General features: G+C 37.0%; 15 protein-coding genes. 9 read left to right on the forward strand and 6 right to left on the reverse strand.

Features of this window, described 5'->3' with window-relative positions:
- Positions 1 to 69 precede the first annotated feature (69 nt).
- Positions 70 to 396, reverse strand: a complete 327-nt coding sequence (locus ACE38V_RS12955; RefSeq protein ID WP_375841698.1) for a hypothetical protein — start codon at positions 394 to 396, stop codon at positions 70 to 72.
- 232 nt (positions 397 to 628) lie between these two features.
- Between ACE38V_RS12955 and ACE38V_RS12960 the strand changes: the two genes are divergently transcribed.
- Positions 629 to 1,837, forward strand: a complete 1,209-nt coding sequence (locus ACE38V_RS12960; RefSeq protein WP_375841700.1) for an argininosuccinate synthase — start codon at positions 629 to 631, stop codon at positions 1,835 to 1,837.
- The gene (gene argH / locus ACE38V_RS12965) at positions 1,834 to 3,207 is read left to right on the forward strand and encodes an argininosuccinate lyase (protein ID WP_375841703.1); all 1,374 of its coding nucleotides are present in this window, start codon (positions 1,834 to 1,836) and stop codon (positions 3,205 to 3,207) included. The genes ACE38V_RS12960 and argH overlap by 4 nt, the downstream gene beginning before the upstream one ends.
- Positions 3,208 to 3,263: 56 nt before the next feature.
- Here the strand turns inward: argH and ACE38V_RS12970 are convergent, their stop codons facing one another.
- Positions 3,264 to 3,722, reverse strand: a complete 459-nt coding sequence (locus ACE38V_RS12970; protein ID WP_375841706.1) for a universal stress protein — start codon at positions 3,720 to 3,722, stop codon at positions 3,264 to 3,266.
- Between the two features lie 106 nt (positions 3,723 to 3,828).
- On the opposite strand from ACE38V_RS12970, the gene ACE38V_RS12975 reads away from it, so the two are divergent.
- Together ACE38V_RS12975 and ald are read left to right on the forward strand one after the other, a co-directional pair.
- The gene (locus ACE38V_RS12975; protein ID WP_375841708.1) at positions 3,829 to 3,981 is read left to right on the forward strand and encodes a hypothetical protein; all 153 of its coding nucleotides are present in this window, start codon (positions 3,829 to 3,831) and stop codon (positions 3,979 to 3,981) included.
- A 263-nt stretch (positions 3,982 to 4,244) separates the two neighbouring features.
- Positions 4,245 to 5,366, forward strand: coding sequence for an alanine dehydrogenase (ald, locus tag ACE38V_RS12980; RefSeq protein WP_375841711.1), 1,122 nt, complete (start codon positions 4,245 to 4,247; stop codon positions 5,364 to 5,366).
- 43 nt (positions 5,367 to 5,409) lie between these two features.
- On the opposite strand, the gene ACE38V_RS12985 is transcribed toward ald, so the two are convergent.
- Positions 5,410 to 6,507, reverse strand: a complete 1,098-nt coding sequence (locus ACE38V_RS12985; RefSeq protein ID WP_375841714.1) for a M24 family metallopeptidase — start codon at positions 6,505 to 6,507, stop codon at positions 5,410 to 5,412.
- 284 nt (positions 6,508 to 6,791) lie between these two features.
- Between ACE38V_RS12985 and ACE38V_RS12990 the strand changes: the two genes are divergently transcribed.
- The 3 genes from ACE38V_RS12990 to ACE38V_RS13000 all read left to right on the forward strand — a co-directional run bounded on the left by ACE38V_RS12990 (position 6,792) and on the right by ACE38V_RS13000 (position 9,215).
- Complete coding sequence (locus ACE38V_RS12990) at positions 6,792 to 7,472, forward strand: metal-dependent hydrolase (protein ID WP_375841716.1); 681 nt, start codon at positions 6,792 to 6,794, stop codon at positions 7,470 to 7,472.
- A gap of 79 nt (positions 7,473 to 7,551) precedes the next feature.
- Entirely contained in the window at positions 7,552 to 7,791 is a 240-nt protein-coding gene (locus tag ACE38V_RS12995) for a hypothetical protein (RefSeq protein ID WP_375841718.1), read from the forward strand.
- A 104-nt stretch (positions 7,792 to 7,895) separates the two neighbouring features.
- Positions 7,896 to 9,215: a DRTGG domain-containing protein gene (locus ACE38V_RS13000; protein ID WP_375841721.1), complete on the forward strand. Its 1,320-nt coding sequence runs from the start codon at positions 7,896 to 7,898 to the stop codon at positions 9,213 to 9,215.
- Between the two features lie 279 nt (positions 9,216 to 9,494).
- Here the strand turns inward: ACE38V_RS13000 and ACE38V_RS13005 are convergent, their stop codons facing one another.
- On the reverse strand, positions 9,495 to 9,800 hold the full coding sequence (locus ACE38V_RS13005) for a YtpI family protein (RefSeq protein WP_375841723.1): 306 nt from the start codon (positions 9,798 to 9,800) through the stop codon (positions 9,495 to 9,497).
- 132 nt (positions 9,801 to 9,932) lie between these two features.
- On the opposite strand from ACE38V_RS13005, the gene ACE38V_RS13010 reads away from it, so the two are divergent.
- Positions 9,933 to 10,862 carry a DHH family phosphoesterase gene (locus tag ACE38V_RS13010; RefSeq protein WP_375841725.1) on the forward strand — a complete coding sequence of 310 codons (930 nt, stop codon included), beginning with the start codon at positions 9,933 to 9,935 and terminating at the stop codon, positions 10,860 to 10,862.
- 42 nt (positions 10,863 to 10,904) lie between these two features.
- On the opposite strand, the gene ytrI is transcribed toward ACE38V_RS13010, so the two are convergent.
- Entirely contained in the window at positions 10,905 to 11,408 is a 504-nt protein-coding gene (gene ytrI / locus ACE38V_RS13015; protein WP_375841727.1) for a sporulation membrane protein YtrI, read from the reverse strand.
- A gap of 2 nt (positions 11,409 to 11,410) precedes the next feature.
- Positions 11,411 to 11,743 carry a sporulation membrane protein YtrH gene (gene ytrH / locus ACE38V_RS13020; RefSeq protein WP_375841730.1) on the reverse strand — a complete coding sequence of 111 codons (333 nt, stop codon included), beginning with the start codon at positions 11,741 to 11,743 and terminating at the stop codon, positions 11,411 to 11,413.
- A 159-nt stretch (positions 11,744 to 11,902) separates the two neighbouring features.
- Here ytrH and dnaE point away from each other — a divergent pair, with 159 nt between their 5' ends.
- On the forward strand, positions 11,903 to 15,268 hold the full coding sequence (gene dnaE / locus ACE38V_RS13025) for a DNA polymerase III subunit alpha (protein WP_375841732.1): 3,366 nt from the start codon (positions 11,903 to 11,905) through the stop codon (positions 15,266 to 15,268).
- The last annotated feature ends 46 nt before the right edge of the window (positions 15,269 to 15,314 follow it).

Below are 15,314 nucleotides of genomic sequence, written 5' to 3' on the forward strand. Positions count from 1 at the left end.
AACACAAGAAAAGCGCTTCACTTAAGAAAAATAAGTGGTGCGCTTTTTCAGTTTGGTAACATATACTTTCTACTGAAGCCTTTGTGGATTTTCCATTTCTGACATATCTTGATTGGTTCGGTACCATAGCCACAAATCGTTAATGACAGATGCGAGCTCAGCAATTTCACTATTTAATTCACAGGAACGTTCAAAGCTGCTTTCATCATATAATTGTGCTTGCTTTAGATTGATTTGCTCCTCTAATTCGGCAATTCTATCTGGGATACTTCCGCGAATGGTTTCCCAGTGGAAAAGAATGTCTTGCTGCGTCTCTAAAGAAAATTCATCCCAATCCTTATCCAATACTGGAACTGGAATTCCTAAGCGATCATCTTGTTTAAATTGGTTTTCCATAACAATCGCCTCCATAATTAATAAGTTATCTGTTTCTTAATTCTACTATACAATAGAAGAACTACTCTTGTGTATCCTTTGTTTGATTTGTTTGAAAAATTGTAAAATAAATTTTTATACATTTTGACGAATAAGTATTGAATTTTTCTCGAAAACTTTGTAAAATTGTTAAAATAGAAAAGTGATAAAAATTTACGTGGATGAATATTTATTCAATTAAGGAGGAACCGCAGTGACAAATCAAAAAGTAGTACTCGCCTATTCTGGTGGGTTAGATACATCTGTTGCAATTAAATGGTTACAAGATCAAGGATATGCTGTAGTTGCATGTTGCCTAGATTTAGGAGAAGGTAAGGATTTGGATTTTGTGAAGGAAAAGGCAATTAAAGTTGGTGCTGTTGCCTCTTACGTGATAGATGTTAAGGAAGAGTTCGCTAATGAATATGCATTAAAGGCTCTTCAGGCACATGCCCTTTATGAAGGAAAATATCCTTTGGTTTCAGCATTATCTCGTCCGCTTATTTCTAAGAAACTAGTTGAGGTTGCAGAGAAGGAAAATGCAGTAGCCGTTGCTCATGGATGTACGGGTAAAGGAAATGACCAAGTACGTTTTGAAGTTTCCATCAATGCTTTAAATCCAGATTTAAAGGTTCTAGCTCCTGTACGTGAGTGGAGCTGGTCTCGTGAAGAAGAAATCGAATATGCAAAGCAGAAAAATATTCCGATTCCGATTAATTTAGACAGCCCGTTCTCTATCGACCAAAACCTTTGGGGACGCAGTAATGAATGTGGAATCTTAGAAGATCCATGGGCAGCCCCTCCAGAAGACGCCTATGATTTAACGCAAAGTCTAGATAAAACTCCTGATACCCCAGATATGATCGAAATCGAGTTTGTCGAAGGGAATCCAGTTGCATTAAATGGGCAAAAGCAACCATTATCTCAATTAATTTTAAATTTAAATATGATCGCGGGTAAACATGGAGTTGGACGAATTGACCATGTAGAAAATCGTCTAGTAGGCATTAAATCTCGTGAGGTATATGAATGCCCAGGAGCCATCACTTTAATTACTGCTCATAAAGAACTCGAGGATTTAACTTTAGTAAAAGAAGTAGCTCATTTTAAACCAATTATTGAGAAGAAAATTACGGAAACGATTTATGAAGGTCTTTGGTTCTCTCCTTTACAAAAAGCATTATTTGCCTTTTTAGAAGAAACACAAAAATATGTGACTGGCACTGTACGAGTGAAGCTTTTCAAAGGTCATGCTATTGTGGAAGGAAGAAAATCCCCTTATTCATTATATGATGAAAAGCTTGCAACATATACCAAGGAAGACGAATTTGATCATGCATCAGCAGTAGGCTTTATCAATCTATGGGGTCTACCAACAAAAGTACAAAGCATTGTTCATAATAATAAGAAGGTGACAGTGTGAAAAAGCTGTGGGGCGGAAGATTTACACAAACAGCAGAAGAATGGGTCGACGAATTCGGAGCCTCCATCTCATTTGACCAGCAGTTAGTATTAGAGGATATAGAGGGCAGCTTAGCACATGTCACAATGCTTGCTTCCTGTGGGATTGTGACAGAGGAAGAAGCTGAGTTAATCAAAAAAGGATTATATGAAATTAAAGAAAAGGCGGAAAAAGATGAATTATCTTTTTCCGTTGAACTCGAGGATATTCATTTAAATATTGAAAGTCTTTTAACAGAAATGATTGGGCCAGTTGGAGGAAAGCTCCATACAGGAAGAAGTAGAAATGACCAGGTAGCTGTCGATATGCATCTTTATTTACGGAACCAAGTAGAGCATATACTTGATCTTATTACGGAAATGCAGAAGGAATTGGTCACTTTAGCAGAACAGCATGTAGAGACGATCATGCCTGGATACACACATCTTCAACGGGCACAGCCCATATCATTCGCCCATCACTTACTGGCCTATTTTTGGATGCTAGAAAGAGATAAAGCGAGATACATTGATAACTTGAACCGAATCAATGTTTCACCACTTGGAGCCGGGGCTCTTGCAGGAACAACTTTCCCTATCGACCGATATTTAAGTGCCGAGATTCTGGGCTTTGATTCTATTTATGAAAATAGCTTAGATGCTGTTAGTGATCGTGATTTTATTTTGGAATTCATGTCTGCAAGTTCGATATTAATGATGCATCTATCAAGATTTGCAGAAGAAATAATCCTTTGGTCAAGCCAGGAATTTCAGTTTATTGAGTTATCAGATAGCTTTTCAACTGGAAGTAGCATCATGCCACAAAAGAAAAATCCTGATATGGCGGAATTAATTCGTGGAAAATCAGGTCGGGTTTATGGAAATCTATTTGGATTGCTGACTATTTTAAAGGGTCTTCCGTTAGCCTATAATAAAGACATGCAGGAAGATAAGGAAGGAATGTTTGATACCGTTAAAACGGTAAGTGGTTCCTTGAAGATTTTCGCGGGAATGATCCGAACAATGAAAGTAAAATCCGCTCAAATGGAAAAGGCGACACAAAATGATTTCTCTAATGCAACGGAATTAGCTGATTATTTATCAGCAAAGGGACTTCCATTTCGACAAGCTCATGAAATCGTTGGAGAACTAGTCTTAATATGTGTGCAAAAAGGTTGTTATTTGAAGGATTTGAACCTGGAAGAGTTTCAGAAAGCGAGCGCTTTATTTGAGGCTGATATATATGAGGCACTTGAGCCAAAGACAGCAGTAAAACGGCGTAATAGTGCTGGTGGGACAGGCTTTTCTCAAGTCTATCATGCGATTGAAAAAGCAAAAGAATGTATGAAATAAAAGAAGGGTAGACCAAATGATTGGTCACCCTTCTTTGTTTTTAAATCTAATGAAAGCTATTCTTCTTCTTCTTCTTTATCCGTACGGACAACTAGTACATCACAATGAGCATAACGGGTTATATGCTCGGAAACACTACCAATTAAAAAGCGTTCCACCATATTTAACCCAGTTGCGCCGCAAATAATTAAATCAATATTAAATTTCTTTGCCATATCTCTTGGAATTTTTACTTTAGGAGAACCGTATTCAATTTCATAAGAAACATTCGTAACCCCTTTTTCAAATGCTTCTTTCTTGTAATTTTCCATAAGCTCTTTTCCAAATTGCTCTGCTCTTTCGGCAATGGTACGGTCGTAAGCTTCTACGGTTGCAAATGTACGTGTATCAATCACATGGGCAAGCACGATACTTGCATTATTTCTCTTCGCAATTTCAAGTGATTTTTTAAATGCCCATTCAGCTTCTTTCGATCCGTCAACAGCAACTAAGATGTTTTTGTAGGTAAGACCCATTATCCATCTCCTCCTTTCCTAAATTATACAATAATGAAAAGAGTATATCTGTAACAAATTATCGAACAATAAAAAAGCTTAAGAATTTTAGAAAGGGGATTAGTTAATGGGCAAACAAAATACTCAAAATCAGTATTTGTATGATGAGCAAGGAGCAGGGGAGGTTAGTCAACAAATTAGAGATGCTTATAACAATGGGGTTATTGACAAGGAAACTGGAGAATTTGATATGGAGAAGTTTGATCACAATCAAATGTAAAAGTGAATTTGCTTTATTAGAAGGAAAAGCAGCCGATACACTCGGTTGCTTTTCACGTTTGTGGTTGGAATTATTTATTATTATTTTTATAAACTTTCCAAGTAGGTACTATTATTGAAGTATTAAATCTATTCTGGCTTTATAGAGTAGTAAATGAATCTATAATGTTAGAATTTACTAATAAATTAGTTTTCTTTGATATATAAAGGTGCTATAGTAAATTTATAATTTATTTTTTGTGAATAATGATTGGAGGTTTGCAAATGCGTATCGGAGTACCTAAGGAAATAAAAAATAATGAAAATCGAGTAGCGATGACGCCTGCTGGTGTAGTCAATCTCATTTCTTATGGACATGAGGTCTATATCGAAACAGGCGCTGGACTAGGTTCAGGGTTCACAGATATCGACTATGAAAACGCGGGTGCAAGAATTGTGGAAACTCCTGAGGAAGCCTGGAAAAATGAGATGGTCATGAAGGTAAAAGAACCCCTTCCAAATGAGTATTCCTTTTTCCGTGAAGGCTTAATCTTATTCACTTATTTACATTTAGCACCAGAGCCAGAATTAACGAGAGCGCTCATCGACCATAAGGTAGTTGCGATTGCTTATGAAACCGTACAGCTTCCCAATCGATCACTCCCTCTGTTAACCCCGATGAGTGAAGTAGCAGGAAGAATGGCAACGCAAGTGGGTGCTCAGTTTTTAGAAAAGGTGAATGGTGGAAAAGGAATTCTTTTATCAGGTGTTCCGGGAGTTCAGCGGGGGACTGTAACCATTATTGGCGGCGGAATGGCAGGAACTAATGCGGCTAAAATGGCAGTAGGACTTGGGGCAAAGGTAACGATTATCGATTTAAATCCGGATCGGCTCCGACAGCTAGATGATATTTTTGGCAGTGATGTAACGACATTAATCTCTAATCCATATAATATTGCTGAAGCAGTTAAGGAATCAGATTTAGTTATTGGCGCTGTCTTAATTCCTGGAGCCAAGGCACCAAAGCTTGTCACGGAGGAAATGATTAAAGAAATGACCCCTGGTTCTGTTGTCGTTGATATAGCGATTGACCAAGGGGGAATATTTGAAACAACAGATAGGATTACGACACATGATCATCCTACATATGAAAAACATGGAGTTGTGCATTATGCTGTGGCCAATATGCCAGGGGCTGTTCCAAGAACCTCAACCATTGCTTTAACAAATGTAACCGTTCCGTATGCTGTTCAAATAGCGAATAAAGGGTACAAACAAGCGTGTCTAGATAATGAAGCATTATTAAAAGGTATCAATACATTAAATGGCTATGTAACCTATGAAGCAGTTGCAGAAGCACATAATCTTGGCTATTCTGATGCGAAATCCTTATTATTACACGAATAATGAACAAAAAAATCCGTGGAGGAATACCACGGATTTTTTCGAGCTACTTAATGATTTGTAATTCCTTTGGAAATTTTGTTAAAACTTCAATGCCGTTTTCTGTGACATAGACGTCATCTTCAATGCGAACACCAGCCACATTCGGCACATAGATGCCAGGCTCAATTGTAAATACCATCCCTTTTTCTAAGACAAGAGAATTGGTTTCTGTTACAGATGGATATTCATGAATGCTAATTCCTAACCCATGACCAAGTCTATGTGGAAAGTATTCTCCGAATCCTGCTTCTGCAATTAAATTGCGAGAAGCTAAATCAACATCGGCACAGGTTACTCCTGGTTTAACGGCATCGATGGCAGCAAGCTGGGATTTTAGTACAGTATCGTAAATTTCTTTTTGTTTATCATTGATCTCCCCAAAGGCAACGGTTCTTGTGATATCTGAACAATAACCATCTACCACAACACCTAAATCAAAAAGGACAAGGTCTCCTTTTTTTATTTTTGTTAAGCCGGGTGTCCCATGCGGAGAGGCTGCATTAGCGCCTGTTAAGACCATTGTTGAAAAGCTCATCTCGGTAACGCCCTTTTTCTTTAAGGCATATTCAATTGCTGCGATGATCTCTAATTCTGTTTTTCCTTCTTCTAATTCATTGCAGCCGACTTCAACGGCATAATCAGCAAGGGCACATGCTTCTTTTATGATGGATAGCTCTTTCTCATCTTTAACCATTCTTAGTTTTCTCAGTTTTTCTTCCGCTGAAACAAAAGTGGCAGAAGAAAATAATTGTAAGAGTTCTTCGTAGCGTTCAACATTTAAATGTTCCTTTTCTATCGCAATCTTCTGAACAGAGGAAATTCTTTTATCAATAGATTGTTCGATCATTTTCCAAGGATTTTGAATATCGGTATACCCTATGATTTCTTGGTCCCAACCGGAATTTTTCGCATCTTCCTTCTCCATACTTGGAACAACTAGGAAGGGTTCTTGGTCCCTGAAGACCGCTAGCGCTAATAATCTTTCATGGGGATCACTTAGAAATCCGCTTAAATAGAATACATTTTCAGGTGAAGTGATAAAGCAGAAATCTATTTTTTCCTTTCCCATCCATTCGGAGAGTTTATGTAATTGATGGTTCATGTCGTTGCCTCCTCATATTGTTATTATTTTGAGAGTACCAATTAATCTTGTAAAAGTAAACTTATACTTGCTAAACGAAAAGCGGAAGCGGCTTGTTCAGGGGCGACTTGCATAAGACAAGCAGGCCGTGGGAAGCGCCTTTCTTTCCATGGACTGATTGGCTTATGTCATGAGCCCCTAGCCGCTGGAGCTAGACAAAAGAAACGGACATAAGATAAAGAAAAGTGAAATAAAATTAGAGAAATTGTATAATTTTTATTAGGTATAAAGAAAGGGTGAAGCAGATGATTGTCTCTTATCATGGACATTCCGTTGTCAAAATTCAGTCAAAAGATTTTACCATTCTCCTCGATCCATTTATCACCGGAAATAGTAACTGTGATCTAGATGTGAGCCAGGAACATCCGGATGTGATTATTGTAACCCATGGTCATGACGATCACTTAGGTGACACGATTGAATTAGCAAAGAAAAACAACTCTCTCGTAATCGGTAATTTCGAATTAGCGACCTATTTGGGCTGGCAAGGTCTTAATACGCATGGGATGAGTATCGGCGGTTCCTATGAATTTGACTTTGGCAAGGTTAAGTTAACTCCTGCCTTTCATGGAACTGGACTTAAAGTCGATAATCAAGAATTGATATACTTAGGAATGCCTGCTGGAGTTCTAATCACGCTGGAAGGTCATACCATCTATCATGCGGGGGATACAGGATTATTTTCTGATATGAAGCTGATAGGTGATCGGCAGCCAATCGATTTAGCGTTTTTACCAATCGGTGATAACTTTACAATGGGACCAGAGGATGCTGCATATGCAGCAGAGCTTTTGTCGGCTAAAACAGTAGTTCCAATTCATTACAATACATTCCCACCAATCAAACAAGATCCAAATCAATTTATCCAGTTGTTAAAAAATAAAAACGGAAAAATTCTTCAACCTGGAGAAGCAATCGAATTATAACGAATCGATTCCTATTCATAGCACATTTTTTCTCCCTGTTCGCATAAAATGTATCAAGATGCATAGGAGGAGGAAAACGATGAATAGGAATCGTTATTTATTATGTTTATTAATGATTGGCTTCATGCTTTATTATGCCATACCACAAATATCTATTTTAAAAAGTGGCTCTGAAGGGCTATTCTCACTTAGCTGGCTCTTATTTGCGATATTTGCGATTGCTGGAAATTTAACGGCGCTCCTTCATACACCTCGAAAAGGGATGAAGAAGGGAAACAAGAATATGTTTGAAACGAAAAAAAGAGCTCGCTCCTATTAATATCTTGATTCAAATCGAAACTAAAATTGAAATCATGCTAGAATTCACCTTATAATAAAAGATAGGAAAACATTAGGGAAATCTACCATTAGAAGGTGAATATCTTGGCTACAAAGCATGAACAGATATTAATTTATATTGATGATTTGCCAGTTGGAGAAAAAATCTCGGTTAGGCAAATTGCAAAAGCGATGAATGTGAGTGAAGGTACGGCCTATCGTGCCATTAAGGATGCAGAAAATAAAGGGTACGTCAGCACAATTGAACGAGTTGGTACTATCAGAATAGAACAGAAAAAAAAGGAGAATATCGAAAAGCTAACTTATGCTGAGGTTGTTAATATTGTCGATGGACAAGTTTTGGGTGGAAAAGCCGGGCTTCATAAAACCTTAAATAAATTTGTTATTGGTGCGATGAAGCTTGAGGCTATGATGCGCTATACTGGTGCTGGAAATCTACTGATTGTCGGAAATCGGACTAATGCACATGAATTAGCTCTGAAAGCTGGAGCCGGAGTCTTAATTACCGGTGGATTTGATACAGATGATGATGTGAAAAAACTGGCTGATGAACTGCAGCTTCCGATTATTTCCACAAGCTATGATACCTTTACTGTTGCTACGATGATTAATCGGGCGATATTTGACCAATTAATCAAAAAGGAAATTATATTAGTTGAAGATATTTTGACTCCTTTGGCGGAAACTTCTTTCCTAAGATCAAATGCGACGGTAGCGGAATGGAGGCAATTGAATAGTCAAACCTCTCATAGTCGTTTTCCAGTGGTTGATCAAAATATGAAGGTGCAGGGGATGGTTACATCAAAGGATATTCTAGGTGTTTCTATTGATATGCTGATTGATAAAGTCATGACCAAAAATCCTATGATCGTCAGCGGAAAAACAAGTGTGGCCTCTTCTGCTCATATGATGGTTTGGGAAGGAATTGAAGTACTGCCAGTAGTGGATGATTCGAATCGCTTAGAAGGGATTATTAGTCGTCAAGATGTTCTTAAGGCATTACAGATGATTCAACGTCAGCCACAGGTTGGGGAAACGATTGATGATATTATTACGAACCAATTAATTTTAACAAAGGGTAAGTTAAAGAGTGAAGAGGTTTTTCGCTGCGAAGTAACCCCACAGATGACAAACCATATTGGGACCATTTCATACGGAGTCTTTACAACAATTGTTACAGAAGCTGCCAATCGTTTATTAAGAGGGTATAAAAAGGGTGACTTAGTCGTCGAGAATATGAGCATCTATTATTTAAAACCGGTTCAAATGGATAGCAACTTAGAAATTATTCCGCGAATATTAGAAGTTGGTCGTAAGTTTGGAAAAGTGGATGTTGAGGTTTTTAATGATAGTGTCTTAGTTGGAAAAGCGATGATGATGTGTCAGCTCATTGACCGAAATTAATGTAATCGTATAAAGTGAAACTTCCATCAGTGGGGGTTTTCATTCATCCCCCACTGATGGTTAGTCACGCAAAGCCTGATTGATTTTTCTAAGGGCTGAAGCCCAAAGAAAAATCTTATTTCACTTATCGGACCTTTACGGACAGTTGATCTCCCACTTATCTTCTTCGTATTCTCAGAATCTTGAAGTGGGAGTCTTACTGTCCGTTAAGAGTGGGATAAAAAACAAAAGCCTTGTCCCTTAAAATGACAAGGCTTTTTCAAATAAAAAAAAGTAAACTTATTTGTGGTTAAGCTCTTCCGCTTCTTTAATTGCAATAGGGAGAAAATATTTATAGGCTTTTAGTCCGCCCCAGACACTTAATAAACCGATTACCACAAAAACAGCTGCAACGAAATAGGTAAGAGTTGTTTGATAAAGGAAAATCTCGTTGAATCCAAATAAGGCGACAAACAAGCCTAATGCGATACTCGCTTTAGCTGAAATCCATTTTTTTTCTGCTGGATGCTTACTGCGAAAGCTTTTTACCCTATAAAATACATAAAAAGAAAACGAAAGAATAATGAAAATGACTAGAACTGGCATTTTAGTACCTCCAAATTGCGACAATCTCCTTCTATTTTACTGGCTTTATTTAAAAATATCTATATCAGTCGCTTTTGTATTTTTCTGATATATGCTATTAATTAAACATTACCTGATTGAAGGGAGCAGAACATGAAAGAAAAAATTTTAGCTGAAATAAAGAAGTTTGATACCATTATCATCCATCGTCATGTAAGACCGGATCCGGATGCTTACGGATCACAAGGGGGATTAGCTGAAGTATTAAAGACGAACTTTCCAAATAAACAAATTTTCACGGTTGGAAAAGAAGAGCGGTCGTTGCAGTTTTTACGTCGCCTTGACAAAATAGAAGATGATGTGTTTATGGGGGCACTTATCATTGTCTGTGACACAGCCAATGAAGAACGGATTTGTGATCAAAGATATCATCTTGGAGAAAAAATCATCAAAATTGACCATCATCCTAACGAGGATCCATACGGAGATCTATTATGGGTGGAAACCTCTGCAAGTTCAACAAGTGAAATGATTTATGAATTTGCAAAGGAAACGGGCTTAGAAATATCTGTTGAAGCTGCAAAATTATTATTTGCGGGAATTGTGGGAGACACCGGAAGATTTTTATATCCAAGCACAACAGACAAAACCTTTTTAATTGCTGGAGAATTAATCCAATTTCCATTTTCTCGTACGGAATTATTTAATCAAATGTACGAACTTCCACTTAATGTCATCAAATTAAATGGATATATTTTACAAAATTTTAAATTAAGTGAAAATGGTGTGGGGTCCATCATCATTAATAAAGAATTATTAGAAAAATTTCAAACGGTGCCATCAGATGCTTCATTACTTGTCAGTACTTTAGGGGATGTGGAAGGAATCAAGGCATGGGTTTTCTTTATCGAAGAAGGGGACCAAATTCGCGTACGTTTACGTTCGAAAGGACCTGTCATCAATGGTATTGCTCGAAAATACAATGGGGGAGGACATCCTCTGGCATCAGGGGCTACCATTTATTCCTGGGATTCTGTGAAGAATGTCATCGAAGATTTAGAGGGAGCTTGTAAAGAATATTAATGAAAAGAATCAGGCTATCCTCTTTTTTGAGGAAGCCTGAAACTAGTTATCTAAATGAATATGGAGATTAACGGACAGCGTTGTATAAAAGACAATTTCTCTAACCTCTAATTTATAGCGTTTACCGTGAACCTTAAAGGTTTGATTTTCGATTACTTTCGTAATTAAATCCCGGCTATTAAAGGCTGTTTCAATATCTTTTGCTAAAAGCATGTAAATATCTTCCTTAATCTTTTCTTCAATTTCAAATTCATCAAAGGTATTTAGTCGATATTTTTCACTATTGGTTATATGGATTTTTATTTTTTGGACCGTTAATTTTTCTCGATTTTCTTTATTTAATTTTTGGAATTCCTGCTGCCAAATGATTTTATCTTTTTTTAAATCTTGTATTTCATTCTCCTGATCATCAATGGTTTTGCTATATTCATTTTGCCATTCCCCAAAAATATAAAGGAATAAACACCAGCTTATCATGCCGCCAATAGCCATGCCTGCAAATAATCGCTGCCAGGATGCGCGCTTATAGATAGGTGGAATTCTCATCGTTATATTTGCTCCTGGGTTAACCAATTAATAATAATTGCACCAGTTTGCGCTCCACCCATTGCGGATAAAATTAATAAAAATTGCTTGAAAATATCTTTTGTCTCTCCTTCTAAAAATCCTCTTTCAAAACTATATACTGTGTCAAATGTTCCACCAATGGCAGCAATAATCGCCCAAATTCTAATTGAAGAAGAAATGCGAATCATTTCTGTTAGGGGCGGTTTTCCTGTTATAAAGGCCGAAAGTCCCCCGATTAAAGTTCCACCAAGAAGAACACCGAGTGCAATGAAATAGCTATCAAATAAGTGAGGGAAAAATGTTTCGTTTTCCATGGCAACCATCCTTACAATGGAGATCAGAGATTTAATATTAATACTTCATCATATGGACAAACAACGGCAAATATGCGAATAAGTAGTAGAACATACTTTCCTTTTTAAATGGTGAGTTTATAATAAAAATACGAAGAAGTTGATAAGGGTGTGATGAAAATGTCGTTTATACACCTTCATGTTTATAGTGCATATAGTTTATTAACAAGTACGGCTAAAATTGATGAACTGGTTGCGGATGCAAAACAAAAGGGATATAGGGCACTGGCTTTGACGGACAGAAACGTGATGTATGGGACAATTACGTTTTATAAAGAATGCTTAAAAAATAAAATTAAGCCTATTATTGGCTTAACAGCTGATATTTTGAGTATTTATCAAGAAAATAGTTCCTTTCCTTTGGTTCTCTTAGCAAAGAATCAAGAAGGCTTTCATAATTTAATGAAGATTTCAAGTGCTGTCCAAACGAAATCGTCCAATGGTATTCCGGTAAAATGGCTAAAGCATTATACGGCTGGATTAATTGCGATAACGCCTGGTAACGAGGGAGAAATTGAAAGTTTTCTAAGCAATGGTGAGAATGAGTTGGCAAAGGAATTAGCACTTTTATTTGCTGGCCTTTTTGGAAAGGAAAACTTTTATTTAGCGGTGCAAGATCATGGTTTGCATGAGGAAAAGCTGAGGGTCAAAAAAATCTTAGAAATGGCACAGGAAGAAAGTCTTGAAGTAGTGGCTACGAATCATGTTCATTATTTAAATCAATCGGATGCGCGCTCTCATGAATGTCTTTTAGCGATTAAAAATGGGGACAAGCTGCAGGATGAAGCTCGTGAGCGACTGGAAAGCGATGAGTACTATTTAAAAACTGCAAATGAAATGGCCGAATTATTTTCAAGTATCCCTAACGCGTTAGAAAATACGCTTCATATTGCCGAAAAATGCAATGTTATGATTGAGATAGGCAAAAAAAGTTTGCCAAAATATCCAACTAAAGACGGACAAGCATCATATGATTTATTAGAGGATCTTTGTTATCAAGGTTTTCAAGTGAGATATCCTCATCCAACAGAAGAGCATAAAAAAAGGCTTAAATATGAGCTTCGTGTTATTAAACAGATGAAATTTAGTGATTATTTCCTCATCGTTTGGGATTTCATGAAGTTTTCACGAGAAAATGGCATTTTTACTGGTCCTGGAAGGGGTTCAGCAGCAGGATCCATGGTGGCCTATGTTTTATTTATTACAGAAATTGACCCCATTCGCTATCATTTGCTGTTTGAACGGTTTTTAAATCCAGAACGGATTACGATGCCGGATATTGATATTGATTTTCCAGACCATCGTCGTGAAGAGGTCATTCGTTATGTATCAAGCAAGTATGGAGAGCTTCATGTAGCTCAAATTATCACGTTTGGGACTTTAGCTGCGAAGGCGGCAATTCGTGATGTTGGGAGGGCCTATGGTTTAAATACTAAAGAATTAGATCAATTGTCAAGGCTGATACCATCTAAACTGGGCATTTCTTTAGAGAGCGCCTATCGTGAATCTAGTGGATTAAAAGACTTTGTTGAAGCAAGCCCGTCGAATCGTCAGTTGTTTGAAACTGCGATGAAATTGGAAGGCTTGCCAAGGCATACTTCTACACATGCTGCTGGTGTGGTGATTAGTGAAGATCCATTGGTTAATGTTATTCCCATCCAGCGTGGGTCTGGCGGGGTTCATCTCACTCAATATTCGATGGAGCATCTTGAAGATTTAGGTCTATTAAAAATGGATTTCTTAGGGCTGCGAAATTTATCCTTACTTGAATCCATCTTAACCCAAATTAAAAGAAAAACGGGTGTAGAGGTAGATATTAAATCGATTCCTCTTGATGATGAACTGACATTTCAATTAATGAGTAAAGGAACAACAACAGGTGTATTTCAATTTGAGTCAGATGGCATGAGAGATGTTCTAAGAAGATTAAAACCGAGCCGCTTTGAGGATATTGTGGCGGTTAATGCTCTTTATCGACCAGGGCCTATGGAAAATATCCCGTTGTTTATTGAGAGAAAACTAGGTCAGGCTCCGATCCATTATCCCCATCCAGATTTAAAACCGATTTTAGAAAATACGTATGGGGTAATTGTTTATCAGGAACAGATTATGCAAATTGCTTCAAAAATGGCTGGTTTCTCTTTAGGTGAATCTGATTTATTACGGAGAGCTGTCAGCAAAAAGAAAAGGGAAGTTTTAGATAAAGAAAGAAATCATTTTGTCCAAGGTGCTTTGAAAAATGGCTATAATGAGGAAACAGCTCATACGATCTACGACTTAATTGTAAAATTTGCGAATTATGGTTTTAATCGTAGTCATGCCGTTGCCTATAGTATGATTGCCTATCAGCTGGCTTATTTAAAAGCGCATTATCCTCTTTATTTTATGGCTTCTTTATTATCAGCCGTTATTGGAAATGATGCGAAAATAGCTGAATATACAAGAGAATTAAAAGAAATGAATCTTGCAATCTTAGGTCCGTCCATCAATAAAAGCGGTTTTTCTTTTTTAGTTGAAAAAGGTGCTATCAGATATAGTCTTGCTGCCATTAAGGGAATTGGCGTTTCAACTCTTAAAGATATTTTTCAAGTACGGAAAACAAAGAAATTTCAGGATTTGTTTGATTTCTGTATCCGGGTTCCGTCAAAGAATTTGAATCGCAAGATATTAGAGGCAATGGTTCATTCCGGAAGCTTCGATGAGTTTGGGGTAGACCGGGCTGTGTTATTAGCGAGCCTTGATGTGGCAATCGAGCATGCTGAACTTGTAAAACCGCTAGAGGTCAATCAAATGGGACTATTTTCAGAAGATGAATTTTTTATTAAGCCGAAATATGTAGAAGTAGATCCAATCGGACTTCAGGATAAGCTTCAATTTGAAAAGGCTGTGTTAGGGCAATACTTATCTAGTCATCCTGTTTCTGTATATGATTCTCATTATCATTTACTTGGTGCGAAGCAAATAACGGATTTAACCTTGAATGGAAAGCAAGAAAAGCTTATTGTCCTCATTTCTGAAGTTAAGAAGATTCGAACGAAAAAAGGGGATGCTATGGCATTCTTAAAAGTAAGTGACCAAAGCGGTGATATGGAAGCTGTTTTATTTCCTAATCCTTATTCACAATTAAGTTCATTAATAAAACAAGGACAAATTCTGATTGTTTCTGGTAAACTGGAAGAAAGACTTGGCAATCAACAATTCATTATTCAAAAAGGCAACTTAATTGAGAATGAAATCAAAAATAATGAAAAACAAAAAAGGGTTTTGTATTTAAAGGTCGAAAAAAGTATAGAGACTATTGATCATCTAAAAAAATTAAAAAATGTAATAGCACAAAATAGGGGAAATATAGAAGTTATTTTATTTTATGAAAGTTCACGGAAAACGATTCGGCTCGGTAAAAATGACCGCGTAAGTGCATCAGATACATGCATTACCGAAATGAAAAACTTATTAGGGGAAAAGAACGTTATATTAAGAATGTAATTTCATTCTTTACAATATAAAAGGATTGTATTATTGTAAATGTGGT

The organism is Cytobacillus sp. Hz8, assembly GCF_042263505.1.
Lineage (GTDB): Bacteria > Bacillota > Bacilli > Bacillales > Cytobacillaceae > Bacillus_BE.